Source organism: Pseudomonas sp. UBA1879 (assembly GCF_002338065.1).
In the GTDB taxonomy this organism is placed as follows: domain Bacteria; phylum Pseudomonadota; class Gammaproteobacteria; order Pseudomonadales; family Pseudomonadaceae; genus Aquipseudomonas.
In genome coordinates, this window is record NZ_DDHJ01000010.1 from 12,275 (window position 1) to 33,487 (window position 21,213).

Genomic DNA, 21,213 nt, shown 5'->3' on the forward strand with positions numbered 1-21,213 from the left:
GTTTCGCCAATCCTCGGTGGACGAGGGTTGGCGTTTTTTTGGAAAGCCAATGCGCCAAATCTGGAAGTCGTTTCGAGCGCTGTATTTTGCCTCACTGATGATGTTGATCGGTTCGGGCCTGTTGAGTACTTACCTGGCCTTGCGTCTGGCCGCCGATCATGTGGACGGTCTGTGGGTCGGTGCGTTGATGGCCGCCAACTACGTCGGCCTGGCGCTGGGTGGCAAGGTGGGTCACCGGCTGATTGGTCGGGTCGGGCACATTCGGGCGTACGCGACATGTGCCGGGATCGTCGGCGCGGCGGTGCTGGGGCATGGTTTGATCGACTACCTGCCAGCCTGGATCTTCCTGCGCATGATCGTCGGCCTTGGCATGATGTGTCAGTACATGGTCATTGAAAGCTGGCTCAACGAACAGGCCTCGCCGAAACAGCGCGGTACCGTGTTCAGCGGCTACATGATCGCGTCCTACCTGGGGCTGGTGCTCGGTCAGTTGATTCTCGTGGTGCATCCGCAGTTGGGGCCTGAGCTGCTGATGCTGGTTGCGATGTGCTTTACGCTGTGTCTGGTGCCGGTGGCGATGACCCGCAGCATTCACCCGGCGCCCATGCGGCCTGCGCCGTTGGAGCCGCTGTTCTTCATGCGTCGTGTGCCGCAGTCGCTGACCACGGTCCTGAGTGCCGGGCTGATCATTGGCTCGTTTTACGGCCTTGCGCCCTTGTACGCAGCGCAGCAGGGGCTGACCACCGAGCACGTTGGTCTGTTCATGGCCACCTGTATTGGCGCGGGTCTGTTGGTGCAAGGGCCGCTGGGCAAACTGTCCGACCGCTACGACCGCGCTTGGTTGATCCGGGGCGTGGCCGGTCTGCTGGTGCTAGCGGCGCTGCCGCTGGCGATCTTTCCAGGCATGCCGATGGAGGTCGTGTTCGCCATGGGCTTCGTCGCCTCACTGCTGCAATTCGCCCTGTACCCGCTGGCGGTGGCCTTTTCCAACGACCACGTGGAAGGCGAGCGGCGGGTATCGCTCACGGCCATGTTGCTGATGACGTACGGGATAGGCGCCAGTATCGGGCCGTTGGTAGCAGGCGTGCTGATGAAGCAGTTCGGCAGCAACATGCTCTATGCCTTCGTCTGCTTCACGGCGTTGATGCTGGTGCTGCGCATCCGTCCCAAGGCTGTCACCAATCTGCACCAGGTGGAAGATGCGCCGCTGCATCACATCGCGATGCCGGACAGCATGTCCAGTTCGCCGTTGGTGGTGGCCCTCGATCCGCGCGTGGATGAGCAAGTGGTTCAAGACCAGATGCAGACCGCGACTGAGCCGGAGGAGGGCGCGCCTGACGCCCAGACCGGGTCAACGTCCGAGCCGCAGCCGGGCAGCGAAGAAGCGCCAGAGCGCGTAGTGGCGTCGGGTGAGGGGGTGGTCAGGCCCGTGGCGGTGGTGGATGCAGATGCCAGCACTGAACCGCAGGCCGCCAAACCGGACGCGGCCCATGAAGCGTCACGGGACGTGGGTGTGGATCGGCCGTTGTAAGTGCGAGCAGTGAGCGCTCACGCCGCGGGAGCTGTACGTGTCCAGCCAGAGCGGTGTGCCCACCGGATCGATAACTGCAAGAGAGGCAGACGTAGAAGCAGAAACGGCCCCGAAGGGCCGTTTTCAGAAGTCGTCGTCCTTGTCGAAGCGACGGGCTTCACGCTGCAATTGATACACGAAACGTTCGACCTGACGCTGCACCAACCCACTGATGTTGTGGAAGCGCACGCCAGCGAAGGTGGTGTTGATCCTTTCCTCGAAGTGCAGATACCGCAGTTCCACCGAGGTGGTCATGCTGCCGAAGGGCAGGTTGGCGATGAAGCGGTCGTACACCTGGCCCAGTTGCATGCGTTCGGACACATCGCCTTCGAAACGCAATTTGCAGCCGGTGGCCGAAATGTCCAGAAGCTTGCCGCGCAACGGCGACTTGAGCTTTTCCCCGCCGATTTCGATATCGACCAGAGACGCCAGCTTGAGGGCTGCGCGGAAGGCATTGCGGCGCTGGTGATAAACCACTTCTTCAGGCAGGGGGCCGCGATAACTGTGCGGGTCCTCGATGATGGTCATTTGCGCCTTGACTTCCCAGGCGATGCGCACGCCGTCGTGGAAACCTTCGACACGGAACGGCTCGCCGTTGGCCAGGAACCGTTCACCGTCGCGGGGGATCATTTCGTCGAGGGCGATTTCGTTGCTGTCGCGGTCGACGTCGATGACATAGCTCTGGAAGCGCTGACTGCGCTCGTGAAAAGTGATGATCAGCGGATCATGGCTTTCCATCAGCAGCCGCATGTTGGCGGCAATTTCCAAAGGCGTGGTCAGTACCTTCGGGGGCTGCGGAACATCGTCCGCGCTTGAGGCATTCACGGTTCATCCATCTCCAGGCAAAAAACGACAGCGTGCGGCGCGGGCATTTTGCCATCATGTTGCACGCCTTGATACTAGAACTTACGCCTGGCTAAGCGGACGTGGTCTGGCCCTGCCCGATGTCGAACCCCGGCTGTCATACAGCGTCGGCGTATCGCCACCATTGAGGATTCTGAGCTGTTGCGCCGTGGTCAGCTGTTGCAGCTGGATCAGGCTGCCGTTCTGTCCATTGGCGGCCTGGCACTCGGCGATCAACGCGCTCAGTTCGTCGCTTGCGTTCAATAACGCTTCACCGACTGACGAGTGTTTGGCCACTTCCTCGAGTCCCGCGCGACTGGCGGGCAGGCCAAGGCTCGACAGCAGCTGTGAGCGTCTGCGTCCATGCTGTTCGAGCACGATCACCAGCGCCTGTTTCTGCGCCAGGATGTGTTCCATTTCGACCATATTGCGACCATGCAGGGCCAGTGATTCAGCCTTCAGGATTTCCAGCAGATGCTGGGCTGGCGCAATATCGTCCGTGATCAGTTGAAGCAATGTAGTGTCTTGCATCGCATGCCCTGGGATTTAAGCGTCCAGAAGCCCCTGCGCAAACCGGGGGCTAGCGCTGGGCTTCGAAATCGAGCAGTTTGCTGGCAACACGATTGCTGTCGACCTTGTAACTGCCGTCGGCGATGGCCTGTTTCAACTCAGCCACACGGCTGCTGTTGACGACGGGCTGATCACGCAACGAATCAGTGATCTTCTGCAACTGTTGAGCTTCGCTGCTCAAACTGACTGTCTCGCCACTGCCGCTCACGCTTGTGGAAGTGCTGACCGTCGCCGCAGCGTCGGTTTTGCCGGCTTCCTTGGTGCTGGCGGTACGCTGTGTACCCCCAACGGTAGTGGAACTATTCAAACGACTGAAGTCGATGACCATGATTGAAAAACCTCTGGGTTCTAGGACGCTTGCCTTGGTTTCGGCCAAACCCGGAATAACTTTAGGGCCTGCACGAAAACAGTCTCAAATGGACTGCCCGTCAGGCATATGGGTTCCGAGTGTAGGAAAAGCGCAAGCGTCGCGCCAGAGGATCGCGGCTTTTTACATAGGCACCTCAACTTGGCCGGGGGCCACGATATTGGCCTTGATCACGCGTTTCGAATTGAGGTTCTTGACCCGAATCTGTTCGTTGAAGCCGCCATCGGACAGCGCTTCGCCGGGCATGCGCACGCTCATCGCGCCGCTGCGCGCGCTGATTACCACTTGATCGCCCTTGCGCACCATTTGCGGCTGTTCCAGATGCAACGGCGTGAGGATCTGATCGATGACCGTCGGTCGGACAACCTTCTGTCCTATGGCCTGATCCACCGAATCCAGAAAACCTTGCCCCAACAGCCCTACGTCGCGCTCGCGCAGGGCCACGTCAGCATCCGAGACAATGACGTCGCGCTTCATCGGCCGTACCACGGTCACCACATTGCGAAACAGATGTACCTGGGCCGGGACGAAGACCGTCCATGGAGCACTGCCTTCACAACGCACTTTCACGGTGACCCGACCGATGGGTTTGGCCGGGCTTTCCAGCGAGGCTGTCAAATCCCTGTCGCAATGGGGCATGCGCAGGCGAGGGTCGAGCTGCTTGACTTCGATCTCGTATCGGCCGGTGGTCTGACTGGTCGCCAGATAGTCTTCCACGGTGAATTCAAGAAAGCCTTGGGTGACGCCGATAAGTTGTTCAGGCAACGTCACATTGTCCGCACGGCTGATCCCGGCGGCACAAAGCAGACACGCCGCCATCAGCAGGCTGAAGAGTCTGCGAAGGGCGGGGGCCAGGTGTCGGGATACTGTCGTTTGTGTGTTCATGACAGGTAAATAGCAAGGCCCGTGCCGCTTGCCGCTGTGGCAGTGCGCAATTGGTCGTTTTGGGAAGGAGTGGGGCATGGCTGGTGTATTGGATTCAGTGAACCAGCGCACTCAACTGGTAGGGCAGAACCGCCTTGAGCTGCTGTTGTTCCGTCTGGACGGCAAGCAGTTGTATGGGATCAACGTGTTCAAGGTAAAAGAGGTGCTTCAGTGCCCAAAACTTACCCATATGCCCAAATCCAGTCCGATTGTGCGCGGAGTGGCCAACATTCGTGGCGGGACCATCCCGATCCTCGATCTAGCGATGGCAACCGGGGCGACGGCGCTCGGCAACGTTGATAACGCGTTCGTGATCATTACCGAATACAACACCAAGATTCAGGGCTTTCTGGTGCATTCGGTGGAACGCATCGTCAACATGAACTGGGAAGACATTCACCCGCCACCCAAGGGCACCGGTCGCGACCACTACCTCACGGCGGTGACGCGGCTGGACAATCAGTTGGTGGAAATCATCGACGTGGAGAAAATCCTCGCCGAGGTGGCGCCGGTATCGGAAAACATCTCCGCCGGGGTGGTCAGTGCCGAGGTTCAGCACAAGGCCATTTCGCTGCGGGTGCTGACGGTCGATGACTCGTCGGTGGCGCGCAAGCAGGTCACCCGTTGCCTGCAAACCGTAGGCGTGGAAGTCACGGCGTTGAATGACGGTCGTCAGGCGTTGGATTTCCTGCGCAAACTGGTGGACGAAGGCAAAAAGCCTGAAGAAGAGTTTCTGATGATGATCTCCGACATTGAAATGCCGGAGATGGATGGCTACACCTTGACTGCCGAGATCCGCAGCGATCCGCGCATGCAGAAGCTGCACATCATCTTGCATACTTCGCTGTCCGGGGTTTTCAACCAGGCCATGGTGAAGAAGGTGGGTGCCGACGATTTCCTGGCCAAGTTCCGGCCGGACGATCTGGCTGCGCGCGTGGTGGATCGTATCAAGGCGGCAGATATCAGCTGAGGAGGGGCTTTCCCTCCTTGCTGTTCACATGATTTGAGAGGCGGCATGTCTACAGGTAATTTGGATTTTGAACAGTTCCGGGTCTTCCTGGAAAAAGCCTGTGGCATTTTGCTGGGTGAAAACAAACAGTATCTGGTGTCCAGTCGCCTGAACAAGCTGATGGAGCAGCAAGGGCTCAAGTCGCTGGGGGAGTTGATCCAGCGTATCCAGAGCCAGCCGCGCAGCGGATTGCGCGAGCAGGTGGTGGATGCCATGACGACCAACGAAACCCTCTGGTTTCGGGACACTTACCCATTTGAGGTGCTCAAGAACAAAGTATTGCCGGAGCAGATCAAGGCCAGCCCGGGTTTGCGTCCACGTATCTGGTCGGCAGCCTGTTCGTCGGGGCAGGAACCCTATTCGCTGTCGATGTCGATCGATGAATTCGAGCGCAGCAACCCAGGACAGTTGAAGGCCGGCGCGCAAATCGTCGCGACGGATTTGTCAGGCAGCATGCTGAACAACTGCAAAACCGGGGAATACGACAGCCTGGCGATTGGCCGGGGGCTGTCACCGGACCGTCTGCAGCGTTATTTCGATCAGAAAACCCCTGGCCGCTGGACGGTCAAGGCGCCGATCAAGAACCGGGTGGAGTTTCGCTCCTTCAACCTGTTGGACAGTTATGCGGCGCTGGGCAAGTTCGACATCGTGTTTTGCCGCAACGTGTTGATCTACTTTTCGGCTGAGGTGAAGAAAGACATCCTGCTGCGCATTCACGCGACGTTGAAGCCGGGCGGGTATTTGTTCCTTGGCGCGTCGGAAGCGTTGAATGGATTGCCGGATCATTACCAGATGGTGCAGTGCAGTCCCGGGATTATTTATCAGGCCAAGTGATTGTGGGTTGAACGATGGCCCTGAACCCCGCTGCGGCGGGGTTTTTCTTTTTTGAGAATTGAATAGGTATGTCGTTCCTGGCCGCAGGCCGTGGGAGATTCTATGCTCGCTGGCAAACCGCATTCCCAGCGAGCCGGCTCCCACGAGGGTCGTGCATAGGTCATGAAATCTGCGACCGACGTCGTATCCGTTGGCTTGCCGACGGTCCATTGCGCAGCGATGGCAACGCTTGTCCACGGGGTGGGTCAGGTAAACCGCGCTGTCAGGTTTTGCTGTCGCTTCGGTCGGATGCGACCCCGGGCCGAGCGCGAGCGAGCAATGCGCCTACGCCTTCGGTAGAAGCGGCAGGGGGCGCATGAACCGGCAAAAAAACGACACCTCCCTTGCCGCTTTCCTCTCCGACAGCGGAAATCACTTGCCGCTTTTCTGGCATCGCCATCTGCCAAAATCCCTGAAACCCCGCAAATACAGGCGCTTCGAAAACTGGCACGGCCCTTGCTATCTCTCTGTCACGAACATCTGGTCAACCGACAAAGGTTCCCGACATGAGCATCAGCTTCGAAAACGCACTGGGCATCCACGAGAAAGCGCTGAACTTCCGCGCCCAACGTGCCGAAGTGCTGGCCAACAACATCACCAACGCCGACACGCCGAATTACAAGGCGCGCGACCTGGATTTTTCCAAGGTGTTGGCCGCTGAAAGCGACAAGGCCAAGAACGGCACGTTCGCCCTGAACACCACCAACAGCCATCACATCGAAGCCAGTGGCATGGATTCGGGCGAGGCGAGCTTGCTGTATCGCACGCCGTCGCAGCCGTCGCTGGACCAGAACACCGTCGACTCTCAGGTCGAGAACGCCAATTACGCCGAGAACGCCATCGGCTTTCAGGCCAGTTTCACCTTGCTCAACAGTAAGTTCAAAGGGCTGGTCTCAGCCTTGCGCGGAGAGTAATTCATGTCTCTATCCAGTGTTTTCAATATTGCCGGTAGCGGCATGAGTGCCCAGAACACTCGTCTGAACACCGTGGCCAGTAACATCGCCAACGCCGAAACCGTGTCGTCGAGCATGGATAAAACCTACCGCGCCCGTCACCCGGTGTTCGCCACCGTGTTTCAGGGGCAGCAGGCGGGCGGCAGTGCGTCGTTGTTCGAAGACCAGGGCCAGGCCGGTGCCGGAGTTCAGGTGTCCGGCATCGTCGAGGATGCCTCCAATCTGGAAGCCCGTTACGAGCCTAATCACCCGGCGGCTGACAAGAACGGCTACGTGTATTACCCGAACGTGAACGTCGTCAACGAAATGGCCGACATGATCTCGGCCAGCCGTTCGTTCCAGACCAACGCGGAAATCATGAGTACCGCGAAGACAATGATGCAGAAGGTCCTGACCCTCGGTCAGTGATAAGGGGCGAATGTCATGACCGCTGTAAATAACAACACCACGAGCGACTACCTCAAGTCGCTGCAAGCGCCGACCTCCGGGAAGGCGGGCGACAGCAATACCGGCGCCAGCAGCCTGGGTAAAGACTCTTTCCTGAAGTTGCTGGTCACGCAACTGCAGAACCAGAACCCTCTGGACCCGCAGGACAACAGCCAGTTCGTGGCGCAGTTGGCGCAGTTCAGCAGTGTCGAAAGCTTGCAGAATCTGAACACATCGGTCGACGCGATTGGCGGCATGTATCAGTCGTCCCAAGCGTTGCAGGCGTCTTCTCTGGTCGGCCGTTCGGTGATCTTCGAAGGCAGTGCTACCACCGTCGACACCGCCAAGGGCATGACCGGTCAGGCCGTTCTGCCATCGGCCAGCACCCTCACCACCGTCAAGGTCTACGACAGCACCGGCAGCGTGGTGCGCACGCTGGACCTGGGCGAGCAAAAAGCCGGCACCATCCCCTTCGCGTGGGATGGCAAGGACGATGCGGGCGAGCCCCTGGCCTCCGGCGACTACACCTTCAAAGCCAGTGGCGCGCTGGATGGCAAGAACACAGGCCTGACCACCTACCTGCCGGCAACGGTCAGCAGCGTGACCATGGGCACGGCAGGCAGTCCTCTGACACTCAATCTGGCCAACGGCTCTACCATCGCCTTGACCAAAGTTCAACAAATCGGAATCTAGAGCCGACTCGACGGCGCAGGAGTGAAACATGTCTTTCAATATCGGTCTGAGTGGGCTCTACGCAGCGAATAAAAGTCTCGACGTGGCGGGCAACAACATCGCCAACGTCGCTACCGTCGGCTTCAAGGCCTCCCGTGCGGAATTCGCCGACCAATACGCGCAATCCATCCGTGGCACCTCCGGTGGCACCGACGTGGGCAGCGGCGTACGCACCGCTGCGGTGACCCAACAGTTCACCCAGGGTTCGCTGACCACTGGCACCGGCCGTGACCTGGACCTTGCCATCAACGGCAACGGTTTCTTCATGATGAGCAACAACGGCGAGAAGCTGTACACCCGTGCGGGCAACTTCCACACCGATACCGCTGGCAACATCATCGACAACGCCGGCAATAACTTGCAGGGCTATGCCACGGACGCCAACGGCAACGTGATGACGGGTGTGCTGACCAACCTCAGGGTCGACACCTCGAACATGCAACCGAAGGCCACCAGCGAGATTTCAATCAAATCGAACCTGGACTCGTCGAAACCGGTCTCGACCGGTGCGGCGTTCGATCCGGCTGACACCTCGACCTACACCTCCACGTTCAGTACGCCGATCTACGACAGCCAGGGTAACGAACACACCCTGTCGCAGTATTTCCGCAAGACCGATACCAACTCCTGGACCATGTACAGTCTGATCGACGGGCGCAGCATCACCGATCCAGAGAACTCGACTGATCCGGCACAGACCCAGTTGCACTTCGATTCCGCTGGCAACCTGCAGACGCCAACGTCGTCCACGGGCGGTGTGGGCATCAATGCTGACGGCACGTTCAACATCACCGGCTGGATCCCGGCGCAAAGCAAAACCATTGGGTCGACCACGACCTGGGTCGGCAACGGCGCGGCATCAGAAACGATCAAACTGGACATGCTGGCGACCTCGCAGACCAACGCGGCCGGCGGTGCGATCTCCAAGACTCAGAACGGTAACTACACCGGGCAGATCAGTGCCATGAATGTGGACTCCACCGGTAACCTGTTCGCCACGTACACCAACGGTCGATCCAAAGTGATCGGTCAAGTGGCCTTGACCAGCTTCGCCAACGTCCAGGGTCTGGCACCGGCGGGCGGCACCATGTGGCGCGAAACCTATGCGTCGGGCATCCCGGTCACCGGTGCGCCGGAATCCGGTACGCTGGGCAACATTACCGGTTCTGCGCTGGAAGAATCCAACGTCGACCTGACCGGCGAGCTGGTTCAGTTGATCAAGGCGCAAAGCAACTATCAGGCGAACGCAAAAACCATCTCGACTGAAAGCACCATCCTGCAAACCACGATTCAAATGGTTAACTGATTCGGCGACGGCCGAGTCCTTCAGAAGCCCCTCCTCGGAGGGGCTTTTTTTTGCCCGCTTCCCACCCCGCACACATCAAGAGCCGTCCCACTCAATAACTGGAAAATTCCTACTTTCGTCAGTGGGAGAATCGAGGTCGCCGACAAATCAATGCCATTGAGCCGAGCGTTCGATCGCATTCATTTGCCCGCGAAACCAATGCACTGACGAACGTGTCGTGAACAGCGACTCAGGGAGAGTTCATGTCATTCAACATCGCGATCTCCGGATTGAACGCCGCGCATAAACGAATGGAAGTGGCGGGCAACAACATCGCCAACGTTGGCACCACCGGCTTCAAATCATCCCGCGCGGAATTCTCTGCGCTGTATTCCTCGTCCGCTTTTGGCGGCAGCCGCACCGCTGTAGGCGACGGCGTGCAGCTGGCCAATGTCAGCCAGGACTTCGCCGAAGGGGGCGCGTTGTCCGGGACCGGCAAACCCCTGGACATGCGCATTCAGGGCAAAGGCTTCTTCGTCATGAGCGACAACGGCGCCGTCAGCTATACCCGCTCTGGCGCGTTCCATGCCGACGCGGAAAACTATGTCATCGACGCCCATGGCAGCCGTTTGCAGGGCTATGGCGTGAACGCTGACGGCAAGGTCATCAGCGGTGTTCGCACCGACCTCAAGATCGAAGGCGGCAGCATCGCGCCCAAGGCCACCAGCCGGATCGAGCGCACCCTCAACCTGGACGCCGCCGAGCCTTCACTGGCCGCTGTTCGCCGCTTCGATGCCAATGACCCGACGACCTACACCCGCATGACCACGCAGACGATCCAGGACGCTGGCGTACCGGCGATCAAGGAGGTGAAAGGCAAGGACGCCAACGGCAACGACATCATCATCACTGCCGCCCAGCCCGCGATCCCGCCGCAGGACCATCAGCTCAATCAGTATTTCGTCAAGCTCGATGACAGCACCTGGACGTCGTACGTGCTGATCGACGGCAGGAATCCGCTCGACCCAGCCAGCGCAGCGCCGCTGGAAATCGGCTTGCGTCAATCCGCCCTCGGCCAGTTGTCGATGACAGGCAGCACAGCGGCGGTAACGGTGACGAGCAATACAGAATTGTCTCTGCAGGACTGGCGTCCGGCCACCGAGATCAACGGCACGTGGGTGCCCAGTCCGGCGGCCAACGCCGGACCGATCAAGTTGCCTCTGCTGGACGCCAGTGGGCCGCTGCTCAATCCGGCCGACCCCGCGATGACGCGCCCGGTGCCGGCGTTCGATCCCACCGACGTCACCACCTACAACAAGATGTGGCCCGCTGAAGTGTTCGACAGCCTCGGCAACCGACACCTCCTGAGCCAATATTTTGTGAAAGACGGCAACAACAGTTGGAAAACCCACCTGCTGATCGACGGACGCAACCCCCAGGATCCGACCCGAACCGATCCGCTGACCGCCAGCGTGTTGTTCAGCAGTAACGGCGCAATACAGTCTCTGGTGGGCGGGAATGGCCTGACCGTGGCCGCCAATAAGCTGACCCTCAGCGGTTGGGTGCCCGCCAAGCCGCTGGACAGCGGCACGCCGGGCGGACAGTGGGGCGCGAATGGTGCGGCAGGCGATGGGCGCGGCATCGTCATCGACCTGAACAAGCTCACCCAGCATCAGGCGGCATCGGCGAGTTCAGGACTGATTGCGGACGGTCACGCGGCAGGGGAGGCCAATCAGCTGTCCGTCGACAAGAGCGGGATCATCAGCATGAACTTCAGCAACGGCCTGCATCGCAAGATCGGCCAGGTGATGCTCGCCAGCTTCGCCAATGAACAAGGCCTGAGCCCGATCAGCAATACCCGATGGATCGAAAGCCATGCGTCCGGCGTAGCGAATTACGACACGCCAGGGTCGGCGAATCTGGGCGGTGTCGTCAGCCAGTCGCTGGAGGGGTCGAACGTCAATCTCACTGACCAACTGGTGGAATTGATCCAGGCACAGACGGCATACCAGGCCAACTCCAAAACCTTGTCCACCGAGGCAGAGTTGATGCAGACGTTGATCAGAGCGACGTGATACCGAGTCGGGCAGTTGCAGAAAGCTTGGGGAGGGCGTGCTTATAGGGTTATCCCTGAACCCGCAGGAGCTGCGGAAGGGAGGAGCGACGGCTGCGATGGCGTCGGGTCAGTCACCACTGTGGTATCTGACATTCCGCATCGCGGCCGTCGTGCCTCCGGCGGCTCCTACCCATACCGCAGCGTTCGGGCGTCATTCGGCCGATTCACTCAATCGCTGCGATCGTGCCTTCCCGCTGAATGAACACAATCCCTGTAGGAGCCGCAGCGTTCGGGCGTCATTCGGCCGATTCACGCCATCGCAGCGATCGTGCCTTCCCCCTGAATGAACACAATCCCTGTAGGAGCCGCCGGAGGCACGACGGCCGCGATGACGGTGTGTCAGATCACACAGCTGCAGTTGACCCGCCGCGATGGCGGGGTGTCAGACCGCGCATCTGCAACTGAGCCACCGCGTTCGGCCGTCGTCCCCCCCCTCCTACAAGATTGGCGGCGTGCAGAAACGTCGGGCTGCAAACCGATACCGGACGGCATCACCCATTCATATCGAACAATCCGACTTCACGAACGCCCCACTGATCCGGGTCCAGCCCTTGCCGGGGCTGGTCTGGGCGCAGATCGTGGTGTGTTGCCCCTGCCACCAGTAATAAGGCGCCGGGGCGGCGATGGCTGAGGCGGACAGGGCCGCGAGGGTGAGGAGCAGGGCGGAGCGCAGACGCATGACGGGATTCCTGTGGCAAACGGCCGATTGAACCAATGGCTGCAATTATCGCTCCGGGCGCGAAATTTTTTTGGCGGCGGCAAGGCCCGATGGTGAAGAAAGTGGCGGTCCACCGTCGCGGTCGAATTCCGCGGTCGGGTCAGCGCGCGATCTCGGCCAATAACCATTGGCGAATCAGCGCTTTGTATCACGTCTGAAAAACTGGTTCGATTATTGCTATGGCCTCTGCAGTACAGCTACAGGCGGCAAGCGTCTGTCGGAGGAGGAAGACTGTGGACAAGTTGCTTTACGTGGCCATGAGCGGAGCGTCGGAAAACGCCATCGCGCAAAAGGCCCATGCCAACAATCTGGCGAACGTCTCGACCAACGGGTTTCAGCGTGACCTCGAACAGGCCCGCTCGATGCCGGTGTTTGGCGAGGTCAACCCGTCGCGCGCCTATGCCATGAGCGAGCGTCCGGGCACTGACTTCAGCCAGGGTTCGATGATCGACACCGGCCGCGAACTGGACGTTGCGGTCAAAGGCAATGGCTGGATGGCCGTCCAGACCCCCGACGGCGGTGAAGCCTACACCCGCACCTCCAGCATGAACATCGACGCCCTCGGCGTGTTGCGTGATGGCAATGGTTTGCCGGTGATGGGCAACAGCGGGCCGATTGCCGTGCCCCCTCAGCAGCAGATCGAAATCGGCGCGGACGGCACCATCAGCGTCCGCTCCCTGGGTGAAAGCCCGCAGGTCATGGCGCAAATCGACCGCATCAAGCTGGTCCGCCCGGACCTGGCCAACATGGAAAAAGGCCCCGATGGCCTGATGCACACCAAAGACGGCAAACCGGCGCAAGTCGATGCCGATGTGCAAGTGGAATCCGGATTTCTGCAGTCGAGCAACGTCAACGCCGTCGAGGAAATGACCTCGGTGCTGGCGCTGTCCCGTCAGTTCGAACTGCACGTCAAGATGATGAAGACCGCTGAGCAGGATGACGAGTCGATGGCTCGCGTCTTGCAAATGAGCTAATGACTGACAGCTTGCGCCGACAAACAGGCGCTTGAGGAGATAAACGAATGCTTCCGGCACTCTACGTAGCGAAAACCGGTCTGGCCGCTCAGGACACCAACCTGACGACCATTTCCAACAACCTGGCCAACGTCTCGACCACGGGTTTCAAAAGTGATCGCGCCGAATTCCAGGACCTGCTGTACCAGATCAAGCGTCAGCCAGGCGCGCAGTCCACACAGGACAGCGAACTGCCTTCGGGTCTGCAGCTGGGTACCGGTGTGCGCATCGTCGGCACGCAGAAAAACTTCACCGCAGGTAGCCTGCAAACCACCAACCAGCCGCTGGACATGGCGGTCAACGGGCGTGGTTTCTTCCAGATTCGCCAGCCTGACGGCACCGTGGCGTACACCCGCGACGGTACGTTTCACCTGGACCAGAACGGCCAGATCGTGACCGCCAACGGCTACGCGCTGGAGCCAGCGATCGTCGTTCCACAGGACTCGCAGACCTTCACCGTCGGTGAAGACGGCACGGTGTCGATCACCACCTCGGCCAACACCGCGACGCCACAGATCATCGGCAACATCCAGACCGCCGACTTCATCAACCCGGCTGGCTTGCAGTCCCAGGGCGGCAACCTGTTCCTGGAAACCGCTTCCAGCGGTGCGCCGCAAGTGGGGACTCCGGGCTTGAACGGTTTGGGCGTGGTCAAGCAGAACACCCTGGAAAACTCCAACGTCAGCACCGTTGAGGAGTTGGTGAACATGATCACCACCCAGCGCGCTTACGAGATGAACTCCAAAGTGATCTCCACCGCCGACTCGATGCTGCAGTACGTGACGCAGAACCTGTAAGCGGCTTTCTGAACGGAATACGAACCACCTGATGTCTTGCAACGAAACACCTGATCAATCCGACGGGGCGCCTGAAAAACGCCTGCTACACCGCGAGGTTTTAAGTGTCATGAAACGGCTTTTTGTATTGCGGCTTTCCCAGTTGGCAGCACCGCTTTGCGGTCTCGCGCTGCTGACCGGTTGCGTTGCGCCTTCGGCCAAACCCAATGACCCTTACTACGCGCCGGTGTTGCCACGCACGCCGCTGCCTGCAGCGGCCAACAACGGTTCGATCTATCAGGCCGGTTTCGAGCAGAACCTGTATGGCGACCGGAAGGCGTATCGGGTGGGTGACATCATCACCATCACCCTGTCCGAGCGCACAGCGGCCAGCAAGGCGGCCAGTTCCGGTCTCACCAAATCCAGCAAAACCAGCCTCGGCCTCACCTCGCTGTTCGGCGCCGGTGTCAGCACCAATAACCCGGTGGGCGGCGGCAGCCTCAGCCTGGACGCCGGTTACGCCGGTGACCGCGCGACCAAGGGCGACGGCAAGGCGGCGCAAAGCAACAGCCTGACCGGCTCGATCACCGTGACGGTGGCCGACGTGTTGCCCAACGGCATTCTGTCGGTGCGCGGTGAGAAGTGGATGACGCTCAACACCGGTGACGAGCTGGTGCGCATCGCCGGTCTGATCCGGGCCGATGACATCGCGACCGACAACACAGTGTCGTCCACCCGCGTAGCCGATGCGCGCATCACGTATTCCGGTACCGGGGCGTTTGCCGACTCCAGTCAGCCTGGCTGGTTCGACCGCTTCTTCCTCAGTCCGTTGTTCCCTTTCTGATTCCGGGATAGCCATGATCACGTTCAAGCAACTGATAGCGGCAGCGCTGCTTTCCCTCACCGCGCTGGGTGCACACGCCGAGCGCCTGAAGGACATTGCCAGCATTTCCGGCGTACGGAACAACCAGCTGATCGGTTACGGTCTGGTGGTGGGCTTGAACGGCACGGGTGACCAGACCACCCAGACGCCGTTCACGCTGCAGACCTTCAACAACATGCTGTCGCAGTTCGGCATCAAGGTGCCGCCGGGATCGGGCACCGTGCAACTGAAAAACGTTGCCGCCGTGGCGGTCTACGCCGACCTGCCACCGTTCGCCAAACCCGGTCAACAGATCGACATCACCGTGTCGTCCATCGGTAACTCGAAAAGCCTGCGCGGCGGCAGCCTGCTGATGACGCCCATGAAAGGTATCGACGGCAATGTCTACGCCGTCGCCCAGGGCAACCTGGTGGTCGGCGGTTTTGACGCCGAAGGCCGCGACGGCTCGAAAATCACCGTCAACGTTCCGTCTTCGGGCCGTATCCCCGGCGGCGCGTCGGTGGAACGTGCGGTGCCGAGCGGTTTCAATCAGGGCAACTCGCTGACCCTGAACCTCAACCGCAACGACTTCACCACGGCCAAGCGCATCGTCGACAAGATCAATGACATGCTCGGCCCAGGCGTTGCCCAAGCGGTGGACGGTGGTTCCGTGCGGGTGACTGCGCCGCTGGACCCCAACCAGCGCGTCGATTACCTGTCGGTGCTGGAAAACCTGGAAATCGATCCGGGCCAGACCTCGGCCAAAGTCATCATCAACTCGCGGACCGGCACCATCGTCATCGGTCAGAACGTCAAAGTCTCGCCCGCCGCCGTCACTCACGGCAGCCTGACCGTGACCATCACCGAAGACCCGATCGTCAGCCAGCCGGGTGCGTTCTCCAACGGCCAGACCGCTGTGGTGCCGCGTTCGAAGATCAACGCGCAGCAGGAAATGCACCCGATGTTCAAGTTCGGTCCAGGCACCACGCTTGACGAGATCGTCCGTGCGGTCAACCAAGTGGGCGCAGCCCCTGGCGACCTGATGGCCATCCTCGAAGCCCTCAAACAGGCCGGCGCGCTGCAAGCCGACCTGATCGTGATTTAAGGGAGTCGGCATGAGTATTCCAAGCGGCGGTACGAGCAATGTCGATTCGGGGGCGTATACCGACCTCAATCGTCTGACCGCCATGAAGAACGGCGACCGCGACAGCGATGCGAACCTCAAGAAGGTGGCGCAGGAGTTCGAGTCGCTGTTCGTCAGCCAGATGCTCAAGGCCATGCGTTCGGCCAACGAAGTGCTGGCCAAGGACAACCCGATGAACACCGCCGCGACCCGGCAGTACCAGGACATGTACGACCAGCAGTTGGCCGTGAGCATGTCGCGGGAGGGTGGGGGTATCGGTTTGCAACAGGTGCTGATGCGCCAACTGTCGAAGATCAAAGCCGATACCGTACCGCCTGCCGGCACCGAACCGACCGCCGCCAAGGTTGACGCGAGCGCCGCGCAGAACTCCTCGCAGGGCGGCCTGGCGACTCACATCGCGCAACGTCCGTTGTGGGCCTCCCGCTCGGTAGCGGCGGCGCCGTCGGCTGACGGCACGCCGCACAACGACGTGGCCGCGCTCAATTCGCGTCGTCTGGCGCTGCCGAGCAAACTGACCGACCGGATCATGGCCGGCATCGTGCCGAATACCCAGGCCGCTCAGGATCCGGCCACCAGCGCCACGACGCTGAAGAACAGGATCGCCGTTTCCAACGCTGTTGCCGCTGCGAAAAAAGCGGGCAGCAATGGCGACTGGACGGTCGGCCCGGAATACACCGCTCAAGCCGACGCCTACGTGCGCAATCGGGTGCAGACCCCGCTGGCGCCTGCCAAGGCCGCGTTCGCCAACGCCGACGATTTCGTCAACACCATGCTCCCGCTGGCCAAAGACGCCGCCGCCCGCATCGGCGTCGACCCGACGGTACTGGTGGCTCAGGCTGCGCTGGAAACCGGCTGGGGCAAATCGATCATGCGTCAATCCGATGGCAGCAGCAGTCACAACCTGTTCGGCATCAAGGCCGCAGGCGGCTGGCAGGGCGCGGAAGCCCGTGCGATCACCAGCGAGTTCCGTGACGGCAAGATGGTCAAGGAAACGGCGGACTTCCGTTCCTACGACTCCTACGCAGACAGCTTCCACGACCTGGTGAGCTTCCTGCAGAACAACAATCGCTATCAAGCCACGCTGAAATCGGCCGATAACCCGGAACAGTTTGTGAAAGAGCTGCAGAAGGCCGGTTACGCCACAGACCCGGGCTATGCCAGCAAGATTTCTCAAATCGCGAAACAGATGAAGAGTTACCAGAACTACGCCGCCGCGTCGGGCTCTTCCACGACTTTATAAGGTTTGAACCATGTCACTGATCTCAATCGGGCTTTCAGGGCTGAACGCCAGCAGTGCTGCGATGACCACCATCGGCAACAACACTGCCAACGTCGACACGCTGGGCTATTCGCGCCAGCAAGTGATGACCACGTCCAGCGCGCAGCAGAACATCGGCGTCGGTTTCATCGGCACCGGTACGACGCTGTCCGATGTGCGTCGGATCTACAACAGCTACCTCGACACCCAATTGCAGAGCAGTACATCCCTTGACTCCGATGCCCAGGCGTATCTGGGCCAGGCCAGCAAACTCGATTCACTGTTGTCGAACAGCTCTACCGGCATCAGCACCGTATTGAGCAATTTCTTCGACAAGATGACGGCGCTCTCGGCAAAGCCGACGGATTCCGCCGCGCGTACCAATTTCCTGACCAGCGCCAGCGCACTGGCAGCGCAGTTCAATTCGATCTCGTCGCAGATGAAAGAACAGAACGCGACGATCAACACCCAGATGACCGCCGTGGCCGGTCAGGTGAATTCGTTGGCGTCGTCCATCGCCGACCTGAACAAGCAGATCACTCAGGCCCAAGCCTTGGGTGGTCAGCCGAACTCGCTGCTGGATGCGCGTAACGAAGCGGTGCGCCAGCTCAACGGTCTGGTGGGCGCCAAGGTCGTCGAGACCAACGGCAACTACGACATTTACATCGGCACCGGTCAGCCACTGGTCACCGGCTCTCAGTCCAACGCCTTGAGCGCCGTACCGAGTGACAGCGATCCGACTGCGTATGCGCTCAAACTCAGTTACCAGGGCAGCGTCGTCGATGTGTCCGGCGTCGTGACCGGCGGCACGCTGGGCGGCTTGCTGCGCTATCGCAATGATGTGCTGCAACCGGCCGCCAGTGAGCTGGGGCGCATGGCCGTGGTCGTCACCGATCAGGTCAACCAGCAGTTGAACCAGGGCGTGGACGCCAACGGTCAGTTCGGCGCCAGCCTGTTCAAAGACATCAACGATCCGAGCCTGACCAGTCAACGGGCCCTGGGCAACAAGAACAACGACCCGACGTCTGGCACGCTGGGCGTGAACATCACCAATACCGGCGTGCTCAGCACCCGCGATTATTCGGTGACCTTCGGTCCCGGCGCGGCGGGGACAGCCGCCACGCAATACACTGTTAAAGCGGCCGACGGCACCAGCCTTGGACCCTACAACATTGCCGACCCGGCGCCGTCCGCGCTGACCGACAAACTGGGTTTCTCGCTGTCGTTCAATAACGCGAACAACGGCACCACCCCGGCAGGCACGTTCAAGGTAGGCGACAGCTTCAAGGTCAGCCCGACCAAGACCGGCGCCGATGGCATCAAAACTGTCTTGACCGATCCGAAAGCCATCGCGGCCGCCGCGCCGCTGACCGGTACGGCGGGTGCCAGCAACAGTTCGTCCGGATCGTTCACTCAACCGACCCTGACCAACCACGCGGATATCTACAACCCGACGGCCACTGCTGATTTGCGTAAAGCGATCACCGGCGCGACACCGATGCGTCTGTTGATGGGCGCGGTCACCAACGGCGCCCAGTCTTACTCGCTGGTCGACGCCAACGGTGCGGCGGTCAAGGACAAGAACGGCGTCGCCGTCACCGGCAGCATCGTGCCGGGCGCGAAGAACGACATCACGCTGGAAGTGGGCTACACCGATTCCGCTTCCACGGCGCAGTCGTTCACCATCGGCATGTCTATTTCTGGCACGCCGACCGCCGGCGACACCTACAGCATCGGCCTGACCGGCGCAGGCTCTTCGGACAACCGCAACGCCGAATCGGTGCTGGGCCTGCAGACCAAGCAGACCATCGGCAACGCCGCGAACAACGGCACCGGCTCCAGCATCGCCGGCGCCAACAGCAACATGATCACCACCGTCGGCTCCAAGGCCAGCCAGGCGAAAGATGACGCCACGGCCACCACCGCTGTGCTGGGTCAGGCCAAGACCGCCCGCGACAGCGTGTCGGGTGTTTCGCTGGATGAAGAAGCGGCCAACCTGGTCAAGTACCAGCAGTACTACACCGCGTCGTCGCAGATCATCAAAGCGGCTCAAGCCATTTTCAGCACGCTGATCAACAGTCTTTAAGGAGTCGTCACATGCGTATCTCAACGACCCAGTTCTATGAAACCAGTGCGACGAACTATTCGCGCACGTACGCCAACGTCGTCAAGACCGGTGACGAAGTGGCCAGCCAGATCAAGCTCAATACCGCAGGCGATGACCCTGTCGGCGCGGCCCGCGTGCTGCAATTGCAGCAAATGGGCACGATGCTGAATCAGTACAAATCCAACATCGACACCATCAACACCGGTGTGGTCCAGACCGAAACCGCCCTGACGTCTATCACCAGTGCGATTCAACGCGCCCAGGAGTTGGTGTTGGGCGCAAGCAGCGCCAGCTTCACCGACAAGGATCGCCAGGCCAACGCTCAGGAACTCTCAGCGCTGCAGGGCGAGATTCTGGGCTTGATGAACAGCAAGGATGCCAATGGCTCGTACCTGTTCTCCGGCTCGAAATCCACGACCGCGCCTTACTCGCTCAACCCGGATGGCAGCTATGGCTATCACGGCGACCAGACGCGTAACCAGCTGGCGATCGGCAGCGGCATTTCCATGGCCAGCAACACCACGGGTTGGGACGCTTTCGAGCAAGCGGTCAACACGACCCGGACTTCGGCCACGCTGACCGCAGGCGCCAATGACGGCGTGATTTCACTTTCCGGCGGCACCGTCACCAACGATGCCACCTACAGCAGTAAGTTCACGGCCGGTGAGCCCTACAAGGTCAGCTTCCTCAGCAGCACCCAGTTCCAGATTCTGGATAAGAACAATACTGACGTGACGGCTGAAGCGACCTCGGTCGGCAAGTTCGATTCGTCCAGCCCCGCCGGCCAGACCATTGGCTTTCGCGGCCTCGAATTGACCCTGAACATCAACCTGACCGACGCGCAGAAAGCCACCACCACCACCGCCGATGCAGCCGTGAGCAACCACACGTTCACCCTGGGCGTGACCGCCAGTTCGGTCAGCACGGCGCGCCTGCCGACCAACTCGTCGGCCAACACCGTGATCACTTCGTCGCAGGTCACGGATCAAGCGGCGTTTGACAAGGTGTTCCCGGATGGCGGTGCGATCCTGCGCTTCACCGGCGCCAATACGTTCGACCTGTATGCCTCACCTTACGACCCTGCCAGCACCCCGGTGGTCACCGGCGGTACGCTGACCGGCACGCCGGTGGCGAATCAAGCCGTGGCCGCGGGTGTGACGTTCACCTTCAGCGGCAACCCGCCAGCGCTGGCGGCAGGCGATCAGTTCACCGCCAGTTCGTCGACCCGTCAGACCGAAAACGTCCTCAACACGCTGTCCACAGTGATCGCAGCGTTGAACGGTAAAGTCGACGGCGACCCGGTGGCCACGCAAAAACTGCAAGCGACTCTGACCTCGGCGATTGGCAACCTGAAAAGCCAATCCAACCAGATCGGCGCGGCTCGCAGCGACGGTGGCGCCCGTTCCGCTACCGCCACCGATCAGGGCGTGACCAACCAGAACCTGATGGACAACGGCACCACCGAAGCCGGGACCATCACGGCCTCCGACCCGGTCGACGCTATTGCGCGCCTGACCTTGCAGAAAACCATGTTGCAGGCCTCGCAACTGGTGTTCACCCAGCTCTCGTCGCTGAACCTGTTCAGCAAGCTGTAAGTGCCTGAGCCCTGGCAGCGCCGATCATCGATCGGACTGCCAGCGCAGGACGTCAACCGTTATTGTCAGCGG

The 21,213-nt window shown here is 60.6% G+C and carries 20 protein-coding genes; 15 read left to right on the plus strand and 5 right to left on the minus strand.

All coding sequences use genetic code 11. The features are described from left to right. Window positions 1-49 precede the first annotated feature (49 nt). Entirely contained in the window at window positions 50-1,531 is a 1,482-nt protein-coding gene (locus tag B3N48_RS09335) for an MFS transporter (protein ID WP_296182438.1), read from the plus strand. A 123-nt stretch (window positions 1,532-1,654) separates the two neighbouring features. Here the strand turns inward: B3N48_RS09335 and B3N48_RS09340 are convergent, their stop codons facing one another. The 4 genes from B3N48_RS09340 to flgA all read right to left on the minus strand — a co-directional run bounded on the left by B3N48_RS09340 (window position 1,655) and on the right by flgA (window position 4,235). Next, entirely contained in the window at window positions 1,655-2,395 is a 741-nt protein-coding gene (locus B3N48_RS09340; protein ID WP_296182443.1) for a flagellar brake protein, read from the minus strand. 81 nt (window positions 2,396-2,476) lie between these two features. Then, window positions 2,477-2,944, minus strand: a complete 468-nt coding sequence (locus B3N48_RS09345; protein WP_296182446.1) for a flagella synthesis protein FlgN — start codon at window positions 2,942-2,944, stop codon at window positions 2,477-2,479. Between the two features lie 49 nt (window positions 2,945-2,993). Further along, a complete protein-coding gene (gene flgM / locus B3N48_RS09350) occupies window positions 2,994-3,311 on the minus strand; it encodes a flagellar biosynthesis anti-sigma factor FlgM (protein WP_296182449.1) in 318 nt (105 codons plus the stop codon). A gap of 162 nt (window positions 3,312-3,473) precedes the next feature. Beyond that, on the minus strand, window positions 3,474-4,235 hold the full coding sequence (gene flgA, locus B3N48_RS09355; RefSeq protein WP_296182452.1) for a flagellar basal body P-ring formation chaperone FlgA: 762 nt from the start codon (window positions 4,233-4,235) through the stop codon (window positions 3,474-3,476). A 76-nt stretch (window positions 4,236-4,311) separates the two neighbouring features. On the opposite strand from flgA, the gene B3N48_RS09360 reads away from it, so the two are divergent. From B3N48_RS09360 to B3N48_RS09390, 7 genes are all read left to right on the plus strand, one after another. Further along, window positions 4,312-5,244: a chemotaxis protein CheV gene (locus tag B3N48_RS09360; RefSeq protein WP_296182455.1), complete on the plus strand. Its 933-nt coding sequence runs from the start codon at window positions 4,312-4,314 to the stop codon at window positions 5,242-5,244. A 45-nt stretch (window positions 5,245-5,289) separates the two neighbouring features. Next, window positions 5,290-6,117, plus strand: coding sequence for a protein-glutamate O-methyltransferase CheR (gene cheR, locus B3N48_RS09365; protein ID WP_296182457.1), 828 nt, complete (start codon window positions 5,290-5,292; stop codon window positions 6,115-6,117). 545 nt (window positions 6,118-6,662) lie between these two features. Further along, entirely contained in the window at window positions 6,663-7,070 is a 408-nt protein-coding gene (gene flgB / locus B3N48_RS09370; protein WP_296182460.1) for a flagellar basal body rod protein FlgB, read from the plus strand. A 3-nt stretch (window positions 7,071-7,073) separates the two neighbouring features. Further along, a complete protein-coding gene (flgC, locus tag B3N48_RS09375; RefSeq protein WP_296182462.1) occupies window positions 7,074-7,517 on the plus strand; it encodes a flagellar basal body rod protein FlgC in 444 nt (147 codons plus the stop codon). Window positions 7,518-7,532: 15 nt separating this feature from the next. Continuing rightward, on the plus strand, window positions 7,533-8,228 hold the full coding sequence (gene flgD / locus B3N48_RS09380) for a flagellar hook assembly protein FlgD (RefSeq protein ID WP_296182464.1): 696 nt from the start codon (window positions 7,533-7,535) through the stop codon (window positions 8,226-8,228). A gap of 28 nt (window positions 8,229-8,256) precedes the next feature. Then, window positions 8,257-9,573 (plus strand): flagellar hook protein FlgE, encoded by a 1,317-nt coding sequence (gene flgE, locus B3N48_RS09385; protein ID WP_296182466.1) that lies wholly within the window; start codon window positions 8,257-8,259, stop codon window positions 9,571-9,573. A 242-nt stretch (window positions 9,574-9,815) separates the two neighbouring features. Next, window positions 9,816-11,627, plus strand: coding sequence for a flagellar hook protein FlgE (locus tag B3N48_RS09390; RefSeq protein WP_296182468.1), 1,812 nt, complete (start codon window positions 9,816-9,818; stop codon window positions 11,625-11,627). Window positions 11,628-12,167: 540 nt separating this feature from the next. Here the strand turns inward: B3N48_RS09390 and B3N48_RS09395 are convergent. Continuing rightward, entirely contained in the window at window positions 12,168-12,347 is a 180-nt protein-coding gene (locus tag B3N48_RS09395) for a hypothetical protein (RefSeq protein WP_296182471.1), read from the minus strand. Window positions 12,348-12,619: 272 nt separating this feature from the next. On the opposite strand from B3N48_RS09395, the gene B3N48_RS09400 reads away from it, so the two are divergent. The 7 genes from B3N48_RS09400 to B3N48_RS09430 all read left to right on the plus strand — a co-directional run bounded on the left by B3N48_RS09400 (window position 12,620) and on the right by B3N48_RS09430 (window position 21,141). Further along, window positions 12,620-13,360: a flagellar basal body rod protein FlgF gene (locus B3N48_RS09400; protein WP_296182473.1), complete on the plus strand. Its 741-nt coding sequence runs from the start codon at window positions 12,620-12,622 to the stop codon at window positions 13,358-13,360. 47 nt (window positions 13,361-13,407) lie between these two features. Next, the gene (gene flgG, locus B3N48_RS09405) at window positions 13,408-14,196 is read left to right on the plus strand and encodes a flagellar basal-body rod protein FlgG (RefSeq protein ID WP_296182475.1); all 789 of its coding nucleotides are present in this window, start codon (window positions 13,408-13,410) and stop codon (window positions 14,194-14,196) included. 109 nt (window positions 14,197-14,305) lie between these two features. Then, window positions 14,306-15,019 (plus strand): flagellar basal body L-ring protein FlgH, encoded by a 714-nt coding sequence (gene flgH / locus B3N48_RS09410; protein WP_296182476.1) that lies wholly within the window; start codon window positions 14,306-14,308, stop codon window positions 15,017-15,019. Window positions 15,020-15,032: 13 nt separating this feature from the next. Then, on the plus strand, window positions 15,033-16,142 hold the full coding sequence (locus tag B3N48_RS09415; protein WP_296182478.1) for a flagellar basal body P-ring protein FlgI: 1,110 nt from the start codon (window positions 15,033-15,035) through the stop codon (window positions 16,140-16,142). A gap of 10 nt (window positions 16,143-16,152) precedes the next feature. Further along, window positions 16,153-17,421 carry a flagellar assembly peptidoglycan hydrolase FlgJ gene (flgJ, locus tag B3N48_RS09420; RefSeq protein WP_296182480.1) on the plus strand — a complete coding sequence of 423 codons (1,269 nt, stop codon included), beginning with the start codon at window positions 16,153-16,155 and terminating at the stop codon, window positions 17,419-17,421. Between the two features lie 10 nt (window positions 17,422-17,431). Next, window positions 17,432-19,525 carry a flagellar hook-associated protein FlgK gene (flgK, locus tag B3N48_RS09425; protein WP_296182483.1) on the plus strand — a complete coding sequence of 698 codons (2,094 nt, stop codon included), beginning with the start codon at window positions 17,432-17,434 and terminating at the stop codon, window positions 19,523-19,525. 11 nt (window positions 19,526-19,536) lie between these two features. After that, window positions 19,537-21,141, plus strand: a complete 1,605-nt coding sequence (locus B3N48_RS09430) for a flagellar hook-associated protein 3 (protein ID WP_296182486.1) — start codon at window positions 19,537-19,539, stop codon at window positions 21,139-21,141. The last annotated feature ends 72 nt before the right edge of the window (window positions 21,142-21,213 follow it).

Coding starts and splice junctions, on each gene's coding strand:
- B3N48_RS09335 (WP_296182438.1), top strand. CDS start 50: ATGCGCCAAATCTGGAAGTCGTTTCGAGCGCTGTATTTTGCCTCACTG.
- B3N48_RS09345 (WP_296182446.1), bottom strand. CDS start 2,944: ATGCAAGACACTACATTGCTTCAACTGATCACGGACGATATTGCGCCA.
- flgM (WP_296182449.1), bottom strand. CDS start 3,311: ATGGTCATCGACTTCAGTCGTTTGAATAGTTCCACTACCGTTGGGGGT.
- flgA (WP_296182452.1), bottom strand. CDS start 4,235: ATGAACACACAAACGACAGTATCCCGACACCTGGCCCCCGCCCTTCGC.
- B3N48_RS09360 (WP_296182455.1), top strand. CDS start 4,312: ATGGCTGGTGTATTGGATTCAGTGAACCAGCGCACTCAACTGGTAGGG.
- cheR (WP_296182457.1), top strand. CDS start 5,290: ATGTCTACAGGTAATTTGGATTTTGAACAGTTCCGGGTCTTCCTGGAA.
- flgB (WP_296182460.1), top strand. CDS start 6,663: ATGAGCATCAGCTTCGAAAACGCACTGGGCATCCACGAGAAAGCGCTG.
- flgC (WP_296182462.1), top strand. CDS start 7,074: ATGTCTCTATCCAGTGTTTTCAATATTGCCGGTAGCGGCATGAGTGCC.
- flgD (WP_296182464.1), top strand. CDS start 7,533: ATGACCGCTGTAAATAACAACACCACGAGCGACTACCTCAAGTCGCTG.
- flgE (WP_296182466.1), top strand. CDS start 8,257: ATGTCTTTCAATATCGGTCTGAGTGGGCTCTACGCAGCGAATAAAAGT.
- B3N48_RS09390 (WP_296182468.1), top strand. CDS start 9,816: ATGTCATTCAACATCGCGATCTCCGGATTGAACGCCGCGCATAAACGA.
- B3N48_RS09395 (WP_296182471.1), bottom strand. CDS start 12,347: ATGCGTCTGCGCTCCGCCCTGCTCCTCACCCTCGCGGCCCTGTCCGCC.
- flgG (WP_296182475.1), top strand. CDS start 13,408: ATGCTTCCGGCACTCTACGTAGCGAAAACCGGTCTGGCCGCTCAGGAC.
- flgH (WP_296182476.1), top strand. CDS start 14,306: ATGAAACGGCTTTTTGTATTGCGGCTTTCCCAGTTGGCAGCACCGCTT.
- B3N48_RS09415 (WP_296182478.1), top strand. CDS start 15,033: ATGATCACGTTCAAGCAACTGATAGCGGCAGCGCTGCTTTCCCTCACC.
- flgJ (WP_296182480.1), top strand. CDS start 16,153: ATGAGTATTCCAAGCGGCGGTACGAGCAATGTCGATTCGGGGGCGTAT.
- flgK (WP_296182483.1), top strand. CDS start 17,432: ATGTCACTGATCTCAATCGGGCTTTCAGGGCTGAACGCCAGCAGTGCT.
- B3N48_RS09430 (WP_296182486.1), top strand. CDS start 19,537: ATGCGTATCTCAACGACCCAGTTCTATGAAACCAGTGCGACGAACTAT.